Origin of the sequence: Streptococcus sp. 210928-DFI.4.42, assembly GCF_020554365.1 — a bacterium.
Taxonomy (GTDB): Bacteria; Bacillota; Bacilli; order Lactobacillales; family Streptococcaceae; genus Streptococcus; species Streptococcus parasanguinis_S.
On record NZ_JAJCHF010000004.1, the window covers coordinates 29944 to 51863 of the forward strand.

At 44.6% G+C, this 21920-nt stretch carries 14 protein-coding genes and 1 pseudogene; 7 read left to right on the forward strand and 8 right to left on the reverse strand.

Features of this window, described 5'->3' with window-relative positions:
- Window positions 1-77 precede the first annotated feature (77 nt).
- From ftcD to hutG, 7 genes are all read left to right on the forward strand, one after another.
- Window positions 78-977: a glutamate formimidoyltransferase gene (gene ftcD / locus LIZ08_RS02400; protein WP_003008641.1), complete on the forward strand. Its 900-nt coding sequence runs from the start codon at window positions 78-80 to the stop codon at window positions 975-977.
- Window positions 978-989: 12 nt separating this feature from the next.
- Window positions 990-1619: a cyclodeaminase/cyclohydrolase family protein gene (locus LIZ08_RS02405; RefSeq protein ID WP_023919035.1), complete on the forward strand. Its 630-nt coding sequence runs from the start codon at window positions 990-992 to the stop codon at window positions 1617-1619.
- 35 nt (window positions 1620-1654) lie between these two features.
- Entirely contained in the window at window positions 1655-3328 is a 1674-nt protein-coding gene (locus LIZ08_RS02410; protein ID WP_049497965.1) for a formate--tetrahydrofolate ligase, read from the forward strand.
- Window positions 3329-3343: 15 nt separating this feature from the next.
- Window positions 3344-3922 carry a HutD family protein gene (locus LIZ08_RS02415; RefSeq protein ID WP_031576515.1) on the forward strand — a complete coding sequence of 193 codons (579 nt, stop codon included), beginning with the start codon at window positions 3344-3346 and terminating at the stop codon, window positions 3920-3922.
- Window positions 3923-3943: 21 nt separating this feature from the next.
- Window positions 3944-5287, forward strand: coding sequence for an APC family permease (locus LIZ08_RS02420; protein ID WP_227038183.1), 1344 nt, complete (start codon window positions 3944-3946; stop codon window positions 5285-5287).
- 209 nt (window positions 5288-5496) lie between these two features.
- Complete coding sequence (gene hutH / locus LIZ08_RS02425) at window positions 5497-7038, forward strand: histidine ammonia-lyase (RefSeq protein ID WP_003005267.1); 1542 nt, start codon at window positions 5497-5499, stop codon at window positions 7036-7038.
- An 82-nt stretch (window positions 7039-7120) separates the two neighbouring features.
- Window positions 7121-8113 carry a formimidoylglutamase gene (gene hutG, locus LIZ08_RS02430; protein ID WP_024054987.1) on the forward strand — a complete coding sequence of 331 codons (993 nt, stop codon included), beginning with the start codon at window positions 7121-7123 and terminating at the stop codon, window positions 8111-8113.
- Window positions 8114-8256: 143 nt separating this feature from the next.
- On the opposite strand, the gene LIZ08_RS02435 is transcribed toward hutG, so the two are convergent.
- The 8 genes and pseudogenes from LIZ08_RS02435 to LIZ08_RS02470 all read right to left on the reverse strand — a co-directional run bounded on the left by LIZ08_RS02435 (window position 8257) and on the right by LIZ08_RS02470 (window position 21891).
- Window positions 8257-11193, reverse strand: coding sequence for an AAA family ATPase (locus LIZ08_RS02435; protein ID WP_227038184.1), 2937 nt, complete (start codon window positions 11191-11193; stop codon window positions 8257-8259).
- 132 nt (window positions 11194-11325) lie between these two features.
- Window positions 11326-12201, reverse strand: a complete 876-nt coding sequence (gene metF / locus LIZ08_RS02440; RefSeq protein ID WP_003008657.1) for a methylenetetrahydrofolate reductase [NAD(P)H] — start codon at window positions 12199-12201, stop codon at window positions 11326-11328.
- Between the two features lie 113 nt (window positions 12202-12314).
- Window positions 12315-14564, reverse strand: a complete 2250-nt coding sequence (metE, locus tag LIZ08_RS02445) for a 5-methyltetrahydropteroyltriglutamate--homocysteine S-methyltransferase (RefSeq protein WP_227038185.1) — start codon at window positions 14562-14564, stop codon at window positions 12315-12317.
- 755 nt (window positions 14565-15319) lie between these two features.
- Entirely contained in the window at window positions 15320-16927 is a 1608-nt protein-coding gene (locus LIZ08_RS02450; protein WP_227038186.1) for an alpha-glucosidase, read from the reverse strand.
- Window positions 16928-16995: 68 nt separating this feature from the next.
- The gene (locus LIZ08_RS02455) at window positions 16996-19227 is read right to left on the reverse strand and encodes a glycoside hydrolase family 31 protein (RefSeq protein WP_227038187.1); all 2232 of its coding nucleotides are present in this window, start codon (window positions 19225-19227) and stop codon (window positions 16996-16998) included.
- Window positions 19228-19374: 147 nt separating this feature from the next.
- Window positions 19375-19632 (reverse strand): annotated as a pseudogene (locus tag LIZ08_RS02460) (type II CAAX prenyl endopeptidase Rce1 family protein); the annotation flags it as partial.
- Window positions 19633-19833: 201 nt separating this feature from the next.
- The gene (locus LIZ08_RS02465; RefSeq protein WP_023919047.1) at window positions 19834-20499 is read right to left on the reverse strand and encodes a potassium channel family protein; all 666 of its coding nucleotides are present in this window, start codon (window positions 20497-20499) and stop codon (window positions 19834-19836) included.
- Window positions 20500-20508: 9 nt separating this feature from the next.
- Complete coding sequence (locus LIZ08_RS02470) at window positions 20509-21891, reverse strand: TrkH family potassium uptake protein (protein ID WP_227038188.1); 1383 nt, start codon at window positions 21889-21891, stop codon at window positions 20509-20511.
- Window positions 21892-21920 lie beyond the last annotated feature (29 nt).

Here is a 21920-nt window from a genome sequence, read left to right on the forward strand (position 1 = left end):
AAAATAAAAACTGAGAAAGGGGAGGAAAATACAAAGACTCCTCCTCCCCAACTTCTCCTATAAAAAGAGGTAATCATATGGCAAAAATTGTTGAATGTATTCCAAACTTCTCTGAAGGACGCAATCAGGCTGTGATCGACGGATTAGCAGCTACAGCAAAAAGTATTCCAGGTGTCACTTTACTAGACTACTCGTCCGATGCCAGCCACAACCGCAGCGTCTTTACACTCGTTGGGGATGAAGAAAGCATTCAAGAAGTGGCTTTCCAATTGGTGAAATACGCTTCTGAAAACATTGATATGACCAAGCACGAAGGCGAACACCCTCGTATGGGGGCAACAGACGTTTGTCCATTCGTTCCGGTTAAGGATATCACTACAGCTGAATGCGTTGAGATTGCTAACAAAGTAGCCGAACGCATCAATCGTGAATTAGGTATTCCAATCTTCCTTTATGAAGATGCTGCAACTCGCCCAGAACGGAAGAACTTGGCGAAAGTGCGTAAAGGACAATTTGAAGGAATGCCAGAAAAATTGTTGGAAGAAGACTGGAAGCCAGACTACGGTGAACGCAAGATTCACCCAACTGCAGGGGTTACAGCTGTCGGTGTCCGTATGCCACTCGTTGCTTTCAATATCAACCTTGACACAGACGACCTAGAGATTGCCAATAAGATTTCTAAAATCATTCGTGGATCAAGCGGTGGATACAAGTACTGTAAAGCGATCGGCGTCATGCTAGAAGATCGCAACATCGCCCAAGTCTCCATCAACATGGTCAACTTGGAACAATTCCCATTGTATCGTGTCGTTGAAACCGTTCGTTTCGAAGCGCAACGCTATGGTGTTCGCATCATCGGAACAGAACTCATTGGACTGGCTCCTGCTAAGGCTTTGATCGACTCTGCTGAATACTACTTGCAATTAGAAGACTTTGACTACAGCAAACAAGTCTTGGAAAATCACTTGTTGGGTTAGAAAGGGAGTTCTATGAAACTAGTTGACTTAAGTATTACGGAGTTTGCCAAAGTTCTTGGTTCAGATGCTCCAGCTCCAGGTGGTGGTTCTGCTGCTGCTCTATCTGCTGCGAATGGGATTTCCCTTACAAAAATGGTCTGTGAACTGACCATTGGAAAGAAAAAATACGCAGAATTTGAAGACCACATCAAAGGGGTTCATGAAAAAAGCGCTCAACTCCAAGACCAATTACTAGAAGCCATCGATAAAGATACAGAAGCTTTCAACGTCGTATCAGCTGTCTTTGATCTTCCAAAAGAAACGGAAGAAGAGAAAGCCGCTCGTCGTGAAGCCATGCAAAAAGCTTTGAAACACGCGACAGTATCTCCTTTCTCTATGATGGAGCTCATCGTTGAGGCTCTTGAAACCACCAAAGAAGCTGTTGGCAAGTCCAACACCAATGCGGCTAGTGACCTAGGGGTAGCTGCTCTGAATCTTAAAGCTGGCCTTCAAGGTGCTTGGCTCAATGTCTTGATCAACATTTCAGGAATCAAGGACCAAGACTTCGTCCAAGAATACCATAGCAAGGGACTCGAACTCCTCCAAACCGGTTCTGATCTTGCAGATAACATTTACCAAACCATTTTAGAAAGTCTATCTTAAACCTAGCAAATAAAAATAAAGAAAGAAGGGATTCTATGGTTTTATCGGATATTGAAATCGCCAATTCTGTCCAAATGAAGCCCATCACCGATATCGCTGCTGAACTTGGATTGACCGAAGACGATATTTCGCTCTACGGAAAATACAAGGCAAAAATTGATAGCAACCAACTGGAACAACTCAAGGATAAGGAAGATGGAAAGCTAATCCTCGTGACAGCCATCTCACCAACACCTGCTGGAGAAGGAAAGACAACCACCTCTGTTGGCTTGGTCGATGCTCTTTCAGCTATTGGTGAAAAAGCCGTCATTGCCCTGCGCGAACCTTCTCTTGGCCCTGTTTTTGGGATCAAGGGTGGAGCTGCCGGTGGCGGGTATGCCCAAGTGGTTCCAATGGAAGATATCAACCTTCACTTTACCGGAGACTTCCATGCCATTGGGATTGCCAACAACTTGCTTGCAGCCTTGATTGACAACCATATCCATCACGGCAATGAGTTGGGCATCGATTCTCGTCGCATCACCTGGAAACGGGTGGTCGATATGAACGACCGTCAACTCCGTCATATTGTCGATGGTCTTCAAGGAAAAACAAACGGGGTTCCTCGTGAAGATGGCTTTGACATCACCGTGGCTTCTGAAATCATGGCTATTCTCTGTCTCTCAGAAAATATCCTTGACCTCAAAGAACGCCTCGATCGCATCATTATTGGGTACAACTACCAAGGACAACCAGTCACAGCTAAAGACCTCAAGGCTGGAGGTGCTATGGCAGCCGTCCTCAAAGATGCCATCCATCCAAACTTGGTACAAACCTTAGAACATACTCCTGCTATCATCCACGGCGGACCTTTTGCCAATATTGCTCATGGCTGTAACAGTGTGCTGGCTACTAAACTAGCTCTCAAATATGCAGACTATGTTGTGACAGAAGCTGGTTTTGGAGCAGACTTAGGTGCTGAAAAATTCATTGATATCAAGTGCCGCATTGCCGGACTCAAACCTGCTGCCGTAGTCCTCGTCGCAACCATCCGAGCCCTCAAGATGCATGGTGGAGTTGCCAAAGCAGACTTGGCTACCGAAAATGTCCAAGCCGTTATCGATGGACTACCAAACCTAGACAAACACTTGGCCAACATTCAAGAAGTCTATGGTCTACCAGTGGTCGTTGCCATTAACAAATTCCCACTGGATACAGAAGCAGAGCTAGAAGCTGTCTATGAATCTTGTAAGAAACGCCATGTAGATGTGGTCATTTCAGATGTCTGGGCACATGGTGGAGCTGGTGGTCGTGACTTGGCTGAAAAAGTCATTCAACTGGCTCAAGAAGAAAACCACTTCTCTTATGTCTATGACGAAGAAGACAGCATTGAAACAAAATTGACCAAGATCGTCACAAAAGTCTATGGTGGTAAAGGCATCAGCTTAACACCAGCGGCCAAACGCGAACTCAAAGAATTGGAAGCTCTTGGCTTCTCAAACTACCCAATCTGTATGGCCAAAACCCAATATTCCTTCTCAGACGATGCGAAGAAGATGGGAGCACCAAAAGATTTCACAGTTAAAATCAGTAACCTTAAGGTGGCTGCCGGAGCTGGCTTCATCGTAGCTCTCACTGGTACCATTATGACCATGCCTGGCCTACCTAAAGTTCCTGCCAGTGAAAAGATTGATATCGATGCCCACGGCAATATCACTGGTCTCTTTTAAGAAAGAAGGCGTCCTATGGTGACTCTCCTTCATCTTACCCCCGCAGATTATCAAATTTCTACCTGGTCCGGTGGCCAAACCACCCAACTCTTTCTCTCCCCAGAGGGAGGAAGCTATCCAGATCGGACCTTTGACTTCCGCCTCTCTACTGCAACGGTAGAGGTTGAAAAAAGTAACTTTACCGATCTCACGGGCTACCACCGAATCTTGATGCCCTTGAATGCCTCCATTCGACTCAACCATCAACAGAAAGAAGTGGTTTTGAACCCCTTTCAAAGCTACTTCTTTGATGGGGGAGATCCTGTATCTAGCCAAGGGACTTGTCAAGACTTTAATTTGATTTACAAACCTTCTTATCAGGGGCATATGAGTGCTATATCCCCAAAAGAGAGTGTCAAAAGTCAGAGTCGCTATCAATTGATCTACGCTCTCTGTCCACTAACACTCGAATGGGGAAACAATCATTCTCAAACTCTCCAAACTCACGAGCTCCTGGTGATCGAACAAGCATCTCCTCTTCAAGAGATGACAATCACGTTTTTACCCCATCAGTCTGGGGAGCAACCGATTGCTATCTGGACTGGACTACAATAATGTTCACAAAGGAGAAACATTATGAACGGAGCACATAAACAGTCGATTGAGGAACAAGAAAAAGCGAAATTCAGCTTTAGCGGTGCCACTCTTTACGGTATCAACGCCGTAATCGGATCTGGTATCTTCCTCCTTCCTCAAAAAATTTATTCTGGCCTCGGACCAGCTTCTCTAGCTGTCATGTTCGGGGTTGCCATTCTCGTCATGCTACTATCAGCCTGTCTGGCTGAAACAGCTGGCTACTTCGACAAAAACGGTGGAGCCATGCAATACTCAAAAGCCGCTTTCGGAGACTTCGTTGGCTTTAACGTTGGGATTCTCGGTTGGGCCGTTACTGTTATCGCTTGGGCTGCCATGTTAGCCGGATTTGCTAAGATCTTCATCATCACCTTCCCAGCATTTGAAGGCTACAACCTTCCGATCAGTATCGGTATGCTGATTCTCTTGAGTCTGATGAACATCGCCGGTCTGAAAACCTCTAAGATGTTCACTCTGACAGCTACTGTTGCAAAATTAATCCCCATTGTCCTCTTCTCGCTCTTTGCCATCTTCTTCATTCCTGGCGGGGTAAGCAAGGGCAACTTCACACCTTTCCTTCAATTGGAAAGTGGAACAAATCTCTTCAGTTCTATTTCTAGTACAGCCGTCTACATCTTCTACGGTTTCATCGGATTTGAAACCATGTCTATCGTTGCAGGGGAAATGCGTAACCCTGAAAAGAACGTTCCCCGCGCTATTCTAGGTTCTATCAGTATTGTATCTGTTCTCTACATGTTGATCATCGCTGGAACAATCGCCATGCTTGGTGGTCGCATTATGCAAACTGGTGCACCGGTACAAGATGCATTTGTCGAAATGATTGGCCCTATCGGAGCTCCACTCGTTTCTTACGGAGCCCTCATTTCAATTGCCGGTCTAAACATTGGTGAATCCATCATGGTCCCTCGTTTCGGTGCTGCCCTAGCAGACGAAAAACTCTTGCCAGCAGAACTTGGAAAAACAAACTCCAAGAATGCTCCTGTCATTGCCATTATCATTTCCGGTTTCTTTGCATTCTTACTCTTGTTATCTGGATCTTTCGAATCCTTAGCAGCTTTCAGTGTTGTTTTCCGTTTCTTCCAATATATTCCGACTGCTTTGGCAGTGCTCAAACTCAGAAAAATGTACCCAGAGAAAAAGGTTACCTTCCGAGTGCCATTCGGTCCAGTTATCCCAATTTTGGCTGTTGTCATCAGTATCTTGATGATTGCAGGGGATAATCTAATGAACTTTGTATGGGGAGCTATCGGTCTAGTAATCGCTAGTGGACTTTACTTTGTTTTCCACGGTGACAAACTACATAAATCGAAAACCCTTCCTCACTAATTTTCTTTACACAGTAGATGGGTTAGGGAGCGAAGCTCGGTTTTGCTCCCTAACCCATCTAGGACTCCACGAATGTCAAACCTGAGCCCTTTTCTCTATGACTCTTTTCAATTTTTATGATCAATAGACAATGGGACCATGTTTGGTATTCAAACCGAAGTAAACAACACTACTTCCACAGAACAACTATTCATAATCGGAGGTTTTATATGACTCAATTGATTCATTTAGATGGTAATAGCTTAACACTCGAAGAAGTCATCGCTGTAGCTCGGCACGGTGCCCAATGTGAGCTTGATGAACAAGCCAAAGAAGCCGTTATCGCATCCCGTAAAATCGTTGATGACATTGTCCGGGAAAAACGAGTCGTCTATGGTGTAACCACTGGCTTTGGTTCCCTCTGTAATGTCAGCATCTCTCCAGAAGATACTGTTCAACTGCAAGAAAACCTGATTCGAACTCACTCATCTGGCTTCGGTGATCCACTTCCTGAAGATGCCGTTCGTGCCATCATGCTGATCCGTATTAACTCACTATTGAAAGGTTATTCTGGCATTCGTCTGTCAACCGTTGAAAAACTGTTAGAATTGCTCAACAAAGGAGTCACTCCTTATATCCCTGAAAAAGGCTCTCTCGGAGCTTCTGGAGACCTCGCTCCTCTATCTCACATGGTTTTACCAATGTTGGGACTTGGACAGGCCTACTACAAGGGGCAACTCTTAAGCGGTCAAGAAGCTCTCGACCAAGCTGGTATTGAAAAAATCCAATTGGCTGCCAAAGAAGGGCTTGCCTTAATCAATGGTACAACCGTTCTAACCGGTATCGGAGCTCTTGCAACCTACGACGGTATTCAATTGCTTAAACTGTCTGACATTGCCGGTGCTCTCTCAATGGAAGTCCACAATGGGATTACCAGTCCATTTGAAGAAGACCTTCATACCATCCGTCCTCAAAGTGGACAATTGGCAACCGCTCGCAATATCCGCAACCTCCTTGAAGGAAGCAAGAACACAACGGTAGCAACCCAACAACGGGTCCAAGACCCTTACACACTCCGTTGTATCCCTCAAATCCATGGAGCTAGCAAGGATTCTATTGCTTATGTAAAAGAAAAAGTTGAAATCGAAATCAACTCTGTGACAGATAATCCAATTATTACTAAAGAAGGCCACGTCATCTCCGGCGGGAACTTCCACGGAGAACCAATGGCACAACCATTTGACTTCCTAGGGATCGCCCTTTCTGAAATCGGAAACGTATCTGAACGTCGGGTGGAACGCTTGGTCAACAGCCAGCTTAGTAAATTACCATCCTTCTTGGTTAAACACCCTGGACTCAACTCAGGCTTCATGATTACCCAGTATGCTTGTGCATCCCTTGCATCTGAAAACAAAATCTTGTCTCACCCAGCTAGTGTCGATTCTATCCCATCTTGTGAAAACCAAGAAGACTTCGTCAGCATGGGAACAACAGCAGCTCGTAAAGCGGCTGAAATTCTTAAGAACTCCCGTCGCATCGTTGCTACTGAAATCATGGCAGCTTGCCAAGCCTTGGATCTCAAGCCAGAAAATCATGAACTTGGTAAAGGTACAAAACCAGCTTATGAGCTGATTCGTCAAAAACTGAACTTCATTGAATTTGACAAAGATATCGAAATCTTTGAAGAACTTAATAAAGCATCTGCTGTTGTCGAAAGCGAAGAATTCTTAGCAACCATCGAAAAAGCAGTTGACTTAAGCATTCAATACTGATACAGTAAGAATAAAGCAAAACAGAGGCTGGCGATCTTCTCAGCCTCTGCCTGCTTTCAGAAAAATAAGGGAGGCGACAAGCTTGCTCACAAACTACTATCCAATGACCTACAGCTACTACCAAGGTAGCATCGAGGACAATCCCTACACGGCCAAATGGGGAATGGTCACCAAATTTTTAGACCTAAACGACGAGACTCTCACACCATTTGAGGGGATGACCTTTGGGATCATCGGCTTTAAGAGCGACAAAGGAGTCTATATCAATAATGGGCGTGTAGGAGCAGTCGAGGGTCCTACAGCCATCCGTTCTCAAATCGCTAAACTTCCATGGCACTGGGGAACCAATGTGACAGTGTATGATGTGGGAAATATTGACGGGCCTAACCATTCACTAGAAGAACTCCAAGAAAGCCTCTCACAAGCGATCCAGCGCATGTACCAATTAGGGATCCAACCCATTGTCCTAGGAGGCGGTCACGGAACTGCTTACGGCCACTATCTAGGGATTCAATCCAGTTTAGAAAAAGATGAACAACTGGCTGTGATCAATCTGGATGCCCACTTTGATTTGCGACCTTACGACCAAACCGGTCCCAATTCTGGAACAGGTTTTCGTCAAATGGCTGATCATGCTAAAGAAAAAGGTCAGGACTTCCCTTACCTCATCCTGGGGATCCAAGAGCACAATAATAACCTCTTCCTCTTTAATTACGTTGCTAAAACACCAAGCATTGATTTTTTAACTGGCCAAGATCTCTTCCAGATGAGCCACCAAGCCATTCTGGATCGAATCGATCAATTTTTAGAAAACCAAACCGCGATCTATCTGTCTATTGATATGGATTGCTTTGCGGTCGGCTCTGCTCCTGGTGTTAGCGCCATCCAATCGCTTGGTGTCGATCCTAAACTAGCCCTCCTGCTTCTCCAACACATTGCTGCTAGTGGTAAGCTAATCGGATTTGATGTCGTGGAAGTTTCTCCTCCTCATGATATTGACAACCATACTTCAAACCTTGCTGCGACCTTTATCTTTTACTTGACCCAAATATTGGCGCAACAAAAACTGAACTAAGAAGATTTCTACACACATAAAAAGCATAGAAACACCCATTGCTAGGGTATTTCTATGCTTTTTCTTCGTTTTCAGGCACAATGATCTTTGCCTGAAAGGAGAACAGGCCACTTAGCCCTCTCTTATGATTTAGGCAAGAGCCACTACAGGTCTTTTAATTTTTTAAGAAAATGACGATCTCTGTAGGGATTCAAGTGTTGCTCTGCCACCTTCTTGTAGTAATTCTTATCTTCTTTCAAGAAGGTGCTCAGGGCAGGAGCGAGCTCTTCTCCTTTCTCCTTTTGATCAGATAAGAAAGCTAATAGATAATGAACCATCCCCTTATCCCGTGAATTAGCAGATGGTTTCATCGTCCTTTCTTTTCGAGCCAGATAAGCCGCAACCTTTTCTTGATCTCCTTGCTGACAAGCAATTAAGGATTGGTAAAATTCGAGCAATTCTTCCTTCCAAGGGAAGCGAACACTGGACAAAATCTTCTGAGCTCTGTCAAAACAGCGGCGAGCTTGGATCAAATCTCCCTTCCAATAATAGGCGATCCCAAGATCAATATCAAAGACGACACGGACGGAATCAACAGCTTGATCTCCCACCAAACGCAGAACCTCTTCTAAGTGGGTGACAGCTACTTGGAAATGGCCCCTAATTTGCTCGATTTCAGCGAGATAGGCCAAAGAAGCCGCAATTTGAATGGCATACTTGGCCTGCATGCTATTGGTCAAACTAAAGCAATCAATGGAGCGATACAGATGCCGGGTTGCCTGCTCCTCATCCCCAACCATCAGGTGATACAAGCCCTTCAAACGCAACTGGATCGCGATGACCTCATGATTATTAGCTTGGATGGCATCTTCCAAAGCTAAATCTGTATAATAGGCCATCTCAGAGATATTTTCCGTTTGAATGCAATAATAAATGATTTGCCGATAACCCTCTAAGAGGAAGTCGGATTGCTTGAGTTCCCGCGCATAGGAGATGACTTTTTGGATATCATGAATCCCCTTTTGATACTCCCCACTTCGAATAAAATAGCGACCTTCTAAGTACAAGTAACGCAGTTGTAAATGCTTGTATTCTCTATCTCTTTGGTGCCTTGAAAAGAGGTTATCTAATTCTTGGCGAATGCGGGATAGCTCTCCAAAAATGTCCAAATGGCTATTTGTACCATCTGATAGGAACCCCTCATCTACCTTGGAATAAATCGGAAACAGCTCATGCTCCAGCTGAAGGATTTCTTCTAAATAGGTCAACTCAAAAGATATGGAACGCAAAAGATTTTGGGATTGCTTGTATTGGTAGGCAATTTCCTTATAAAGAAGAAGGTCCGTCGCATCTTCTAAGCTTTCTTCCAATTTTTGCGCAATTTGTTGGTGGAAGAGTCGCCGTCTAGCTGGCGAGAGGAGATGGTAAAAGTACATGGCTACCAATTGCTTGCAAAATTGAACCATGAGAGCCTCTCCTTCTTCTACGATTGAAACGATCGCTCTTTCAGATAAAGGCTCGATTAATTCTGTCAAAACAGGAAGCTCTGTAGCTGTCAATTCTGCCAAGATAGACAGAGAAATTGGCTTATGAAAACAAGATAGGTAGTGTAGAAGAGCCTCTTCCTCACTGCTCATATCCCCAAGTTCCTGAGAAAGATAGGCTTGAATGATATCAGGCAAGGGTTCTAAATTTTCATTTTCTTTCCACTCTTCGATATAGCTGGACAGCAAGAACGGACTGCCTTCACTCCATTCAACCATCTGCTCCATCACTGCCGGCTCTATTGCCCCCAGTTCCCCTTTCAAGAGAGCACGACTTTCACTTGGGGAAAAATTGGTCAACTCTAGTTGGGACAAGCGTTTCTCTACCTTCAAGCCCCCCAAGAAGTTGACGAAGAAATCTGGTAGGGGATCTTCCGCTGTGAAAATTAGTTGCCATTTCTCCTGACTTCTTCTCTCCTCTAGTTGTTTCACTTTTTCTAGAGACACTGCATCGAACCACTGGGCGTTTTCAAGCAGGATCAGGAGCGGTTTTTCTTTGCTAAGGCCTTGAAGCTGATTCCATACAGAAATGAGATCATCCTCCTCTTCCAGAAGGGAAATCCCCATCTCATCCCCCAGTTTCTCTAGCGCTTGTCTGAGATCATTCCAGCTGCTTCCTTCGTATCGTTGACTAGTAGCTTTTCCTTCCACCTTGATAAAGTTAAAACTGCGATTGGACATCAAGACCAACTGTCGCAACAGACGTTTCTTACCTGTTCCAGATTGCCCCATCACCAGAAACGGTCCTACCGCTTCACCTGTCTCGACTAAGGAAAGGTATTCCTCGAGTTGCGAGAGTTCTTGTTTCCGACCAAAGAAAGAAAGTTCACGAATATTCAAGCGATTGGCCAGTTTATGAGTTCGTTTGGCTTCCAAAACGGAGTGATAAAGTTCCTCAATCGCTCGACTGGGACGCACACTGAGCTCGCGATCCAATAAATCGACTAGCTTATAATAGGTCTCGAAAAATTTTCCTAGCTGATGATGGAAGCTATAATACTCCATCAAGAGTTGGTAGTTTTTCTCTTCAAATTCATCCAGTTCTACCAAATGATGGAGCAAGAGTTCTATACCAGGATCTCCGAAACCGACCTTTTCAATTTTTTGATAGCAGCTTTCGACATAGAGCTTCCTATAAGCATCTCGTTTGCGAGATGCCCACTGATCAAAGTCTTCATCATCCTTGACATAGAAGCCCTCTAGAAAGTCTCCCCGATAGAGATCCAAGGCACTTAGTGGATCTCTTTCAAAGAGCTGAACATCCAGCGAAAGATTCAAGTCAGGATTAAGGGCCAAACTACTCCGGCTTGGTGAGACAATGATATCTCCTTCAAAGATTTTATTGGCTTGATAAACCGTATTTCGTAAGTTTTTGCGAGCTACTTGGTTTTCCTTATCTCCCCAAAGAATACCGGCGATTTCATCTCGGTTGACCTGGCCCATGACTGCCAAGTAATAAAGCAAGGCCTCCATCTTCGAGAAAGAAAACCGAATATCTTTCTGATTGAAAACAACCTTAGGGGGTCCAAATAACTTTAACGTGAGATCTTTCTTCATTGCAAGCGCCTCCAAAAACTTCATATTAATACTATAAAAAAAAAGTTGGCTTTTAGCAAGTAATTTATCCAAATAAAAAGAGACTGAGAACGATTCTTTCTCAATCTCTACACTTCCTACTAAAAGTGTTGATTAATTCACTTCAAAATTCGGTTGATGAGCAAATAAAGCCTTTGTTGCTTGGTAGACGTGGTAAGCGACATCTTCATTGTTCATGGTGTAAAGATGGACACCTGCCACATCTTGAGTGACCAAATCAACGATTTGATCGACTGCATAGGCAAGTCCTGCTGCTCTGAGTGACTTTGGATCATGCTCATACTTGTCTAAAATCGCTTTAAACTTCCGTGGGATATGAACATTTTCACAAGTCTTAAGGAGGCGAAGGGCCTGATTGCGATTGAGAATCGGCATCACTCCTGCATGAATAGGAACATTGATCCCAGCCAAGGTACACTTATCTTGAAAATCATAGAAACGCTCATTGTCAAAGAAAAGTTGAGTGACCAAGCTAGAGCACCCTGCATCTACCTTCTTTTTAAGATTTTGAATATCTGAAATTTGGTTTGGAGAATCTGGATGTCCCTCAGGATAGCAGGCACCAATTACCTCAAAATGGGGCGCTTCTGTTTTAATAAATTCAATCAGATCCGTTGCATAACGAAAGTCTTTTAAAGGTTCCACACCAGGGATAATATCCCCACGCAGAGCCAAAATCCGATGAACTCCTACTTCATCTAACTCATGAAGAGTATCGGCCACTTTTTCCTTGCTCAAATAGACGGCTGGCAAGTGAGCAATTGTCGGAATAGACAATTCATTTTGAATGTAATTGGCTAAAGCAACCGTCGTCTCTTTGATATTGTATTTATTATTGCTAGCGGTCACACTAATGAAGTGAGGGGCTAACTCCTGCATATTTGCCAAGGCACGTAAGAGCTTGGCATTGCCTACTTCAGGATTTGGAGGAAAAACTTCAAATGACAGAGACGGTGTGTGTTGTGACATATTCTATCCTTTTCTTTTGTTTCTTTGATCAAGAACTCTGAGCCACTATTTCTAGGATAAGGGAACGATTCGAAAACCCTCTACACGATGATAGAAGGTCCTCGAAACATTTCTTACAAGTGTTCACGCGCTTCTTTAGCGGCATTAACCAGCTTGATCAAGCTTTCTTTTGTTTCTTTAATTCCGCGAGTCTTCAAACCACAGTCAGGGTTGATCCAAACTTTGCCACTTGGTACTTTGGCCAAGATCGCTTCGATAGTGTGATCAATTTCACCGTCTTGTGGGACACGTGGTGAGTGGATATCGTAAACCCCAGGTCCAACTTCTGTTTGGAAGTTTTTCGCTTTGAGTTCGTCCAAGATTTCAAGGTTTGAACGGCTAGCCTCAAATGAGATAACGTCCGCATCCAAGTTGTCGATCGCTGGGATGATATCTGTAAATTCTGAGTAACACATGTGAGTGTGGATTTGGGTATCTGGAGCTACAGTTGAGTGTACCAAACGGAAGGCTGGAATCGCCCAGTCAAGGTAATCTTCGTACCAGTCGCTACGACGAAGTGGCAATTTTTCACGAAGAGCAGCTTCGTCGATTTGGATGATTTTCACGCCTGCAGCTTCAAGGTCAAGAACTTCATCCTTGATAGCAAGAGCGATTTGAAGAGTAGAATCCTTGATAGAGATGTCTTCACGTGGGAATGACCAGTTAAGAATGGTCACAGGCCCAGTCAACATACCTTTAACAGGTTTGTCTGTACGGCTTTGTGCGTAGCTAGACCATTTCACTGTGATTGGGTTGAGACGAGTCACATCTCCCCAGATGATTGGTGGTTTCACCCCACGCATACCGTATGATTGTACCCAACCGTTTTTAGAGAAGAGGTAACCAGACAAGTTTTGACCGAAGTACTCAACCATGTCGTTCCGCTCGAATTCACCGTGTACAAGTACGTCAAATCCAACTTCTTCTTGCCATTTGATCCATTCGTCGATCGTTTCAGCAAGGAAGGCATCATATTCTTCTTGAGTCAATTCACCCTTACGGAAGGCCAAACGTTTGGCACGTACTTCCTTAGTTTGAGGGAATGAACCAATGGTAGTGGTTGGAAGTGCTGGAAGCTTGAAGGCTTCTTTTTGGATTTCTTCCCGTTCTGCAAAGGCTGGCAAGCGAGTGTAGTCTGCTTCTGTCAAAGCTGCGATGCGAGCATGAAGTTCAGCATTTGCTCCAACGCGTTCTGTTGCAAAGAGTTCTTTGTTGGCAGCAAGAGCTTCTGCTCCTTGACCATTGCGGATGGCATCCAAGTCACGTAATTCACCCAATTTTTCAACCGCAAAGGCGAAGTGGTTCAAAATAGCTGGTTCAAAATCTTCGTTAGCCGTTGTAAATGGCACATGAAGAAGGGAGCAAGAAGTCGTCAAGACAACCTTTTCAGCTGGAACTTGTTCAAGAATTGCAAGACTCTTCTCGTAGTTGTTACGCCAGATGTTTTTCCCATTGACAATACCAGCATAAAGGGTCTTATCAGCTGGGAAGCCACCTTTCACCAATTCAAGCGTTTTCTTCCCTTCAACAAAGTCAAGACCGATACCATCTACTGGCAAGTTTACAAGGTCTTTGTAGACATCACGAACATCACCAAAGTAAGTTTGGATCAAGACTTCAAGACCTTTCTTGTCAGCCAAGAGTTTGTTGTAGAGGTTCAAGAAGAGAGCTTTTTCTTCGGCTGTCAAATCTTTAACAAGAGCTGGCTCATCGAGTTGAATACGAGTCGCACCAAGCTCAGCCAATTTAGCAAAGACTTCTTGGTAAGCAGCAACCAGGCTGTCGAAGAAGTCTTCAGCTTTCACACCATCTTCAAAGTCAGATAATTGAAGGAAAGTGAATGGTCCAACCACTACTGGACGAGTGTTGATCCCCAATTCTTTGGCTTCTTGATACTCATCAAAAATCTTGTGACCAGCCAATTTCACTTCTGTTGTTTTTTCAAATTTAGGAACGATGTAATGGTAGTTGGTGTTGAACCATTTTTTCATTGGAAGGGCACGGACATCCCCTTTTTCACCTTGGTAACCACGCGCCAAAGCGAAGTATTGTTCAAGGTCTGTCAAATCCAAGTTTTGAACAGATGCAGGCACGACGTTGAAAAGGAAGGCTGCATCAAGGAAATTGTCGTAATGTGAGAAGTCATTTGAAGGAATCTCTGAGATGCCTTGTTCTTTAACGATATTCCAATGTTTAGCACGCAAGTCTTTAGCAGCTGCCAAGAGCTCGTCTGCTGAGATTTCTTTTCTAAAGTATTTTTCAGTTGTAAATTTTAATTCACGGAATTCACCCAAACGTGGGAAACCGATAATTGTAGTTGACATGTTGTGTCCTCCAAAAATTCTAATTGACACTATCATATCAGAAGATAGCCGTCTTGTATAATTGCTTTTACACGAATTTTGATATAGCCAAAAACTATAACACGGATTTAATGGGCCTTGAGACCAGAGATTAAAAGCAAAAACTAGGACTTCTTATAAAGATTTCCTATAGCCCAAGCGTCCCTGAACCATTTCTGAGCGGATTTTGAGCGGATTCTGCTAGAAGAACAGCCCCTAAAAACTAAAGAAGGCCTTCTCTACTGAGAAAGACCTGTGCAAGCATAAACAAATTGCTTCTGTTTACAAATCTAAGAAATTCTATAAAAATGTATTCGTTAGAATGATTCTATCATCTAGTGAAACTTTCCGCCGTGAGAAAAGTGCTAGAAACACTATTGTTTCTAGCACTCGGAATTATTGAGAGTAAAACAGTTTGGGAAACTGTTTTAGCCTGAGCCCAGAAATTAAAGAGCGAAGGGGCTCAATAAAAATTGAACACGGGCTGCGGATTGTGTCAAAAAGATAAGTTTTTCTAGAATCAAAAGATTCTGCGTCAAACTTCCTATTTTGACTTTATCCGCAGACGCCCTTAGTATCTTGATTTAGTCTTGGAACTTCGTAGAAGTTCGCTGACGTCCGTACTCACCTAAGGAAAGTTTTTTAGATGACTTCGTCCTCATTCTGACAGGCCTTCTCTATCGAGAAAGACCTGCTTCTACGAGGAAGTAATTTCCCCTATTTTTTCATTTGCTTCATTAGGCTAATTTAACACAGAAGGCATCCCAAGGGGCCAACTTGCCTGATTCGAGGACTTGTTCTACCTTGGTATTGGCAATGAGAACCTCTTCAACCCCATTGACGAGCGGTAACTCTTGCTCTTGACTGGAGAGATTGACAACCACCAGATAGGCTTGCTCTCCTTCTACCCGCTTGTAGGCAAAAACCTTGTCTGTTGCGTCCACCAATTCATAATCAGCGGTCACAAGCCAAGGGTACTCTTTTCTCAAAGCAATGAGGGCTTGGTAGGTATAGAAAATAGAGTCTGGATCTGCTAGGGCAGCCTCTACATTGATCTCTTTGTAGTTTGGGTTGACCGCAAGCCATGGTTGACCTGTCGTAAAGCCAGCTTCTGCTTCATCATTCCACTGCATCGGTGTCCGTGCATTGTCCCGACCAATATGGCGGATCTGATCCATGATCACTTCGAGTGGCACTCCTTTTCCCAAGGCTTCATGGGCATAGTTGATTGACTCGATATCTTCCACATCCTCAAGGGTCTTAAATGGATAATTGGTCATCCCGATTTCTTCGCCTTGATAGATATACGGAGTCCCCTTCATCAAGTGAAGCAGAATTGCTAAAGCCTTGGCAGATTTGATACGGTAGTCGCCATCATCCCCCCAAGTTGACACAATCCGTGGGAGATCGTGGTTGTTCCAAAAGAGGGAATTCCAGCCTTCCTCTTCTCCTAATTCCGTCTGCCACTTTGTGAAAATTTCCTTCAATTTAGGCACATCCAATTCCTTCGCGTAGTGCCACTTTGGTTGACCCGGTTGGTATTGAAGGCCGATGTGTTCAAATTGGAAGACCATGGACAATTCTTGATTTTTCGGATTGGAGTATTGCTTGGCAATCTCTGGAGTTGCCCCCCAAGTTTCACCCACTGTAAGCAGATCCTTATCACCAAAGGTCGCTTGATTCATTTCCTTCAAGTAAGGATGGAGCATGGGACCATTGCTGATGATTTCCTGATCTGGAATCTTACCGATCATATCGATCACATCCATACGGAAGCCACCAATTCCCTTGTCAATCCAGAAATTCATCATGTCATAGATCTGATGACGAAGCTCCTCATTTTCCCAGTTAAGGTCTGGTTGCTTCTTACTAAAGTTATGCAGGTAGTATTGACCTGAAGCTTCATCGAATTCCCAAGCAGAGCCACTAAAAGCAGAAATAATACCATTGGGCTCATCGCGCCAGATATAGAAATCCCGCTTTGGACTGTCTGGGTTTTCACGCGCCTCGATAAACCAAGCATGCTCATCAGAGGTATGGTTGACCACCAAGTCCATGATGATTTTGATCTTACGTTTCTGACCTTCTGCGATCAATTCTTCCATATCTTCCATGGTACCAAAGATGGAGGCAATATCCTCGTAATCCGAGATGTCATAGCCGTTATCATCCATGGGACTCTTGTAGACTGGTGAGAGCCAGATGGCTGTAATCCCTAGCTTTTCCAGATAGTCTAGCTTGCTCGTGATCCCCTTGAGATCCCCTATGCCATCGCCATTACTATCCTTGAAACTTTTTGGATAAACTTGGTAAATTACGGCGTTATGCCACCATTTTTGTTCCATTTTTTCTTCTCCTTTATGATTGTGAAATCATTTTCATCATACAAAAATAGGGGTGAAATTGCAAGAGTTTACAAGTCTTCTCCCTCTTCACTAGAATAAATCACTTCAAAGAGACGTTGGCGCAAGCCTTCCTCCAAAGGTGTGATGACCTTCATCAACTGTTTCCAATCCTTGGCTCTTGAACAAGCCGCAAATAATTCATTTTTCCTATCGTAAGCCAGGTTGGCAGATTTCAAGAGTTCAAACATCCGATCTTCTTTAGCAATCGGATGCGATTGCAGCTCACCCATCGCAATTTCCTGACTTTGATTGTCCACTAAAATAGGGGCTGTCTCAAAGGTATGGAGCAAGAAACGGTGCTGTCTCTTTTCAGGAAGCAAGGCTAGATCACCTGACAGATCCATCCTAATCTTTTTTTCATCCCAATCGACTGTTAGGCGGGTTTCAACCTTGCTAGCTCCTTCTCCTTCGACGAGTACGAAGGAACGATTGTCACCTGGGAAGAGATGCCAGTCCAGCATTTCTGGAAGGTCTACTCCTGTCTGTGGTTGTGCATCCATAGGGATGATGGCTCCTGCACGTGCAAAGACCGGAATATCCTGGCTGGTCCTAAAGACCGTAAGCTTGCCTCTTCCTTCATACTTCCAATCATGGAAGAAATCGTACCAAACGCCGTCTGGGAACCAAACGCTCACAGAAGCACTATGAAAGACAGGATCCAGCGCTTCGGTAATTGGTGCCACCATGAGTTCACTACCAAAGAAATATTGATTCTTCGCTTCATAAGCCTCTTCTTCATTTGGATAGTGGTAATAGAGGGGTTGAACCAAAGGTAGCCCTTCTTCGTGTGTCGCCACATTCATGGTGTAGAGATAAGGTAGTAGGCCATGGCGCAGGCGCAAATACTGCTTCATCAAGCGACAGGTCTCAGGCGAGTAAAACCACGGTTCCTTGCTGTTAAAGGCATTACAAGAACTATGGAGACGATTAATCGGGCTAAAGACCCCAAACTGCAACCATCGAAGAGCCAAGTCTTCATCATAGTAGCCCCGCATATGGCCACCGATATCATGACTCCACCAGGTGTAGCCGATATTGGAAGCTGTGCTAGTAAAATAGGGTTGAAAGGCTAGGGATTCCCAAGTCACAATAGTGTCCCCTGAAAAACCAATCGGATACCGATGGCTGCCGGGACCCCCATATCGTGATAAGATGAGACCAGCTTGGCCTTTTCGGCAATTGTCTAGATAATGATAGTGGTTTAACAACCAAAGGGGATCCATCTTGCCATGACTACCTTGCTGCCAATCAATCCACCAAAAGTCCACTCCTTGATCTTCCAAGGGATGGTGGACATCTTCGAAATAAGCTTCGCGAAAAGCTGGACTATAAAAGTCAAAGCTAGCCGCTTCTTCTTTTTCAGCATCCAGTCCCAAGCGTTTTGCGACCATGGGATAAGTATCTTCGAAGGCGCGAATTCCATCTGCCGGATGGACATTTAAGGTCACCTTTAAACCACGCTCATGCAGGCCATTTAAGAAAGCAGCTGGATCAGGAATCAAATCCCGGTTCCAACTATAGCCAGTCCAACCACTTCCAAAGCGAGCAGGAATCGCCGTCTTGTGCCAGTCCATATCGATCACACTGACTGCAAGAGGCACCCCTTCTGCTTTGAAACGATCCATCAAATCTGTGTACTCCTGACTGGTATAAGGCCAATAGCGACTCCACCAGTTTCCCAGAGCATAACGTGGCAAGAGGGGTGGCTGTCCTGTCAGATGGTAAAAATCTTTCAAGGCTCCTAGATAATCGCGCCCATAACCGAAGAAATACAGATCCACTTCTGGACGTGGCCGTGCTCTAAACCCGCTTTCGTCATCATACAAGTAGGAAGCGGAATCGTCTAAAAGAGCATAACCGGCCTTGCTCAAGATCCCATCTTGCAACTCCATAGCCCCATCGACCTCGTCAAGCGTCCGACTAGTCCCCTTTAAGGTCTCCGGCTGATCTCCATAGTGCCAGCGGCTCCCATAGACTGCATACTGACCCTTGAGTTCGATATAAAGCCGATCCGGTGCAAAAGGTCCCTTTTCAAAATGGAGGTGGAGATGCTCTGTATGAAGATCTAGGACCTCTTCTGTCTCTACGACCTCACTGGCAACAGGGCCAAAATCTCGATTTTGTACAACTTGCGTCTGACCATCTTCAAAAACACCATCCTCTGAGTATTCCAAGCGCACCAAAGATTCCGTTAATACGGAGATCCGGTAGTTTTCTCCCTCTATCACTGGTCCTGCCATTTGTCTGTCCTCCTCTTTTTACTGGGCATCTGACTCGCCCTCTTTTCATCTGCTTCGCCTTACTAGGTAAGCGCTTACGTTTTTACTATAGCACTCAAAAAAAGGCCTGTCAACACTTGACAGAGCCTTTCCTAAAATTTTATAAGATCAACTTCCCCAATTGATCAAGAGATACATGAGACTCGAGCCAAACATATCTGCCAAGGCATGCATGAGGAAAAATGGCAAGAGATTCTTGACGACCTTCTTATACATGACGTAATAGAAGAGCCCATAAATGACGCCAATCACAAGGGCCCAGAGAAGCACTTGATAGGTGTGGAAAGAAAAGCGGATCAGGGTTGAAAAGGCCAGCGCCTTCCACTTGTTCTTCTCACTCACCGAAGTCATTAAGCCCAAAAAGAATGGCCGTCACAATACCAATATCAAACCATTTGAGCTCTTTTAAGGGCTGTTTGGGTCGTATACTGTTAAAAAATATCATCTTTCATCCTTCTATTCCCACAATGGAAGTGTTTTTGTTTCTCTTACTTTAGCAATCATTGCTTAAAGAAGAGTTAACCTAGAGAGGAAAAAAACGACCTTTCGGCCGTTTCCATTACACAATTAGTCTAACAAATCTTGGATTCTATCCAGATACTGGTTGTCTGTCACCGCCATCACGCGCACCCCTTCTGGCCAGATAAAGTCGGGAGCAATCTGAATATGAAGCGGTTGATCTTCCGCATCTCGATAACCAATAATGTTGAGATGGTACTCCTCTCTGACAGCCAAGTCCTGAAGACTTTTTCCTACCCAGCTGGATGGAACCGTAAACTCGACTACTACCACTTCTTCATCCAACTGGAAAACTTCAATCCGGTGTTGGAAAAGAACCATTTTGGCGAGGGACATGCCTGCTTCTACCTCTGGCAGGATGACCAAATCAGCCCCAATCTTTTCCAGAATTTCTTTGGTCACTTCATTTTTGACCTTGGCAATGACGTGCTCGACACCTAGTGCCTTACAGTGCATGACAGCCAGCACACTGGACTCCAGGTTTTCACCCGTCGCGATCACGACTGTGTCACAGTTCCCAATATCTGCTGCATCCAAGAGGTCCAACTCCGTAATGTCTCCAACAATTCCAGTCGTAATCATGGATTCATATTGGTTGATCACATCTGCGTGATCATCAATCGCAACAATATCCACATCCTGGTCTTGCAGGGTTTTCAGGACACTCTGTCCAAAAATTCCTAATCCTAAAATTCCAATGGTTCGATTTGCCATAAGTTTCTCCTATCCGATAATGATGTCTGCTTTAGCATATTGCAAGGCATCTGCCTTCTTAGCTTTGTAATTGTTCAAACTGACCATGAGGGTCAAGGGGCCGATCCGACCGATAAACATAAGCACCATGATGATCCCCAGCCCTGCTCCATTTAAGGTCGAGGTCACATTGGCTGTCACGCCTACTGTCGCTAGAGCCGATACTACCTCAAAGACCAGGTACAAAAAGCGTTGACCATCCGGAGTCACGAGACAAAGGCCAAAGAGTCCAAGGAGAAAAGTCAACTGGAAAATCACTGCCGTCCCCAAAGAGCGTTGGACCAAGTCTGGTGCGATGGTGCGCTTACCCAGGTTGGTATGTGGCAAGCCGAGCAACTCTTTGCGCGCTAAGAGAATCAGCACCAAGAAGGTGGTGATCTTCATGCCCCCTGCTGTCCCACCCGGTGCTCCACCTAAAAACATCTGCAAGAGATAGACGAAGAGCGTCACTGGCCGGACTGCTGTATAATCTAAGGATGCAAAACCAGCTGTCCGCATACTGACAGTTTGGAAGAAGCTGACCAAGATCTTCTCTCCTAATGGAAGGGACCCAATCGTTGCTGGATTATTAAACTCGGTCAAGAGACTGGTTACTGTCCCAAAGAGAAGGATCGCAGCTGTTAACCAGAGAACCACCTTGGTATGGAAGCGAAGAGTCCGCCGTCCTGATTGATTACGGGCCTTGGTAGCCAGGTCAAACCAGACCATGAAGCCCAAGCCCCCAGTAATAATAAGGGCAGATAAGGTCATATTGACCAACCAATCGGTCTGGAAGCTCATCATACTATCGCCCCCAAAATTATCAAAGCCCGCATTACAAAAGGCCGAGACCGCAACAAAGATAGAGTTAAAGATTCCATGGCCCCAACCAAATCGAGGAATGAAGCGAATCATGAGGAGCAAGGCCCCCAGTCCTTCGATGGTAAAGGTGGTAATGAAAATAGAACGGACAAAACGGGCCAAGCTCTGGTTATTGCTAAAGCTAAAGCTGTCCCGGATGGTCTGTCGGTCCTTGTAGCTAAGCTTTTGGCGACCTTCCATAAAGAAGAGACCGATAAAGGTCAAGATCCCCAGGCCACCAATCTGAATCAAGAGCATACAAATCAATTGCCCCCAACCATTATAGGTCGAAGCTACTGATTGGGTAAAGAGCCCTGTCACACAGACCATGGAGACTGCTGTAAAAAGGTGGTCGACATAACCTGCTTTTGAGATTGCTTGCTGGACAAAAGGCAGACTCAATAAGAGGGAGCCCACCAGGATAACCAAGGCAAAGCTGAGAAAGATTCGCCTTGCCGGAGACAGGCTTTTAATTTTGGCCTGCCATTGTTTAAAAAATAATTTGACTAACATAGCTTCATTGTATCATAAAAAGGTGAAAA

Coding starts and splice junctions, on each gene's coding strand:
- ftcD (WP_003008641.1), top strand. CDS start 78: ATGGCAAAAATTGTTGAATGTATTCCAAACTTCTCTGAAGGACGCAAT.
- LIZ08_RS02405 (WP_023919035.1), top strand. CDS start 990: ATGAAACTAGTTGACTTAAGTATTACGGAGTTTGCCAAAGTTCTTGGT.
- LIZ08_RS02410 (WP_049497965.1), top strand. CDS start 1,655: ATGGTTTTATCGGATATTGAAATCGCCAATTCTGTCCAAATGAAGCCC.
- LIZ08_RS02415 (WP_031576515.1), top strand. CDS start 3,344: ATGGTGACTCTCCTTCATCTTACCCCCGCAGATTATCAAATTTCTACC.
- LIZ08_RS02420 (WP_227038183.1), top strand. CDS start 3,944: ATGAACGGAGCACATAAACAGTCGATTGAGGAACAAGAAAAAGCGAAA.
- hutH (WP_003005267.1), top strand. CDS start 5,497: ATGACTCAATTGATTCATTTAGATGGTAATAGCTTAACACTCGAAGAA.
- LIZ08_RS02435 (WP_227038184.1), bottom strand. CDS start 11,193: ATGAAGAAAGATCTCACGTTAAAGTTATTTGGACCCCCTAAGGTTGTT.
- metF (WP_003008657.1), bottom strand. CDS start 12,201: ATGTCACAACACACACCGTCTCTGTCATTTGAAGTTTTTCCTCCAAAT.
- metE (WP_227038185.1), bottom strand. CDS start 14,564: ATGTCAACTACAATTATCGGTTTCCCACGTTTGGGTGAATTCCGTGAA.
- LIZ08_RS02450 (WP_227038186.1), bottom strand. CDS start 16,927: ATGGAACAAAAATGGTGGCATAACGCCGTAATTTACCAAGTTTATCCA.
- LIZ08_RS02455 (WP_227038187.1), bottom strand. CDS start 19,227: ATGGCAGGACCAGTGATAGAGGGAGAAAACTACCGGATCTCCGTATTA.
- LIZ08_RS02465 (WP_023919047.1), bottom strand. CDS start 20,499: ATGGCAAATCGAACCATTGGAATTTTAGGATTAGGAATTTTTGGACAG.
- LIZ08_RS02470 (WP_227038188.1), bottom strand. CDS start 21,891: ATGTTAGTCAAATTATTTTTTAAACAATGGCAGGCCAAAATTAAAAGC.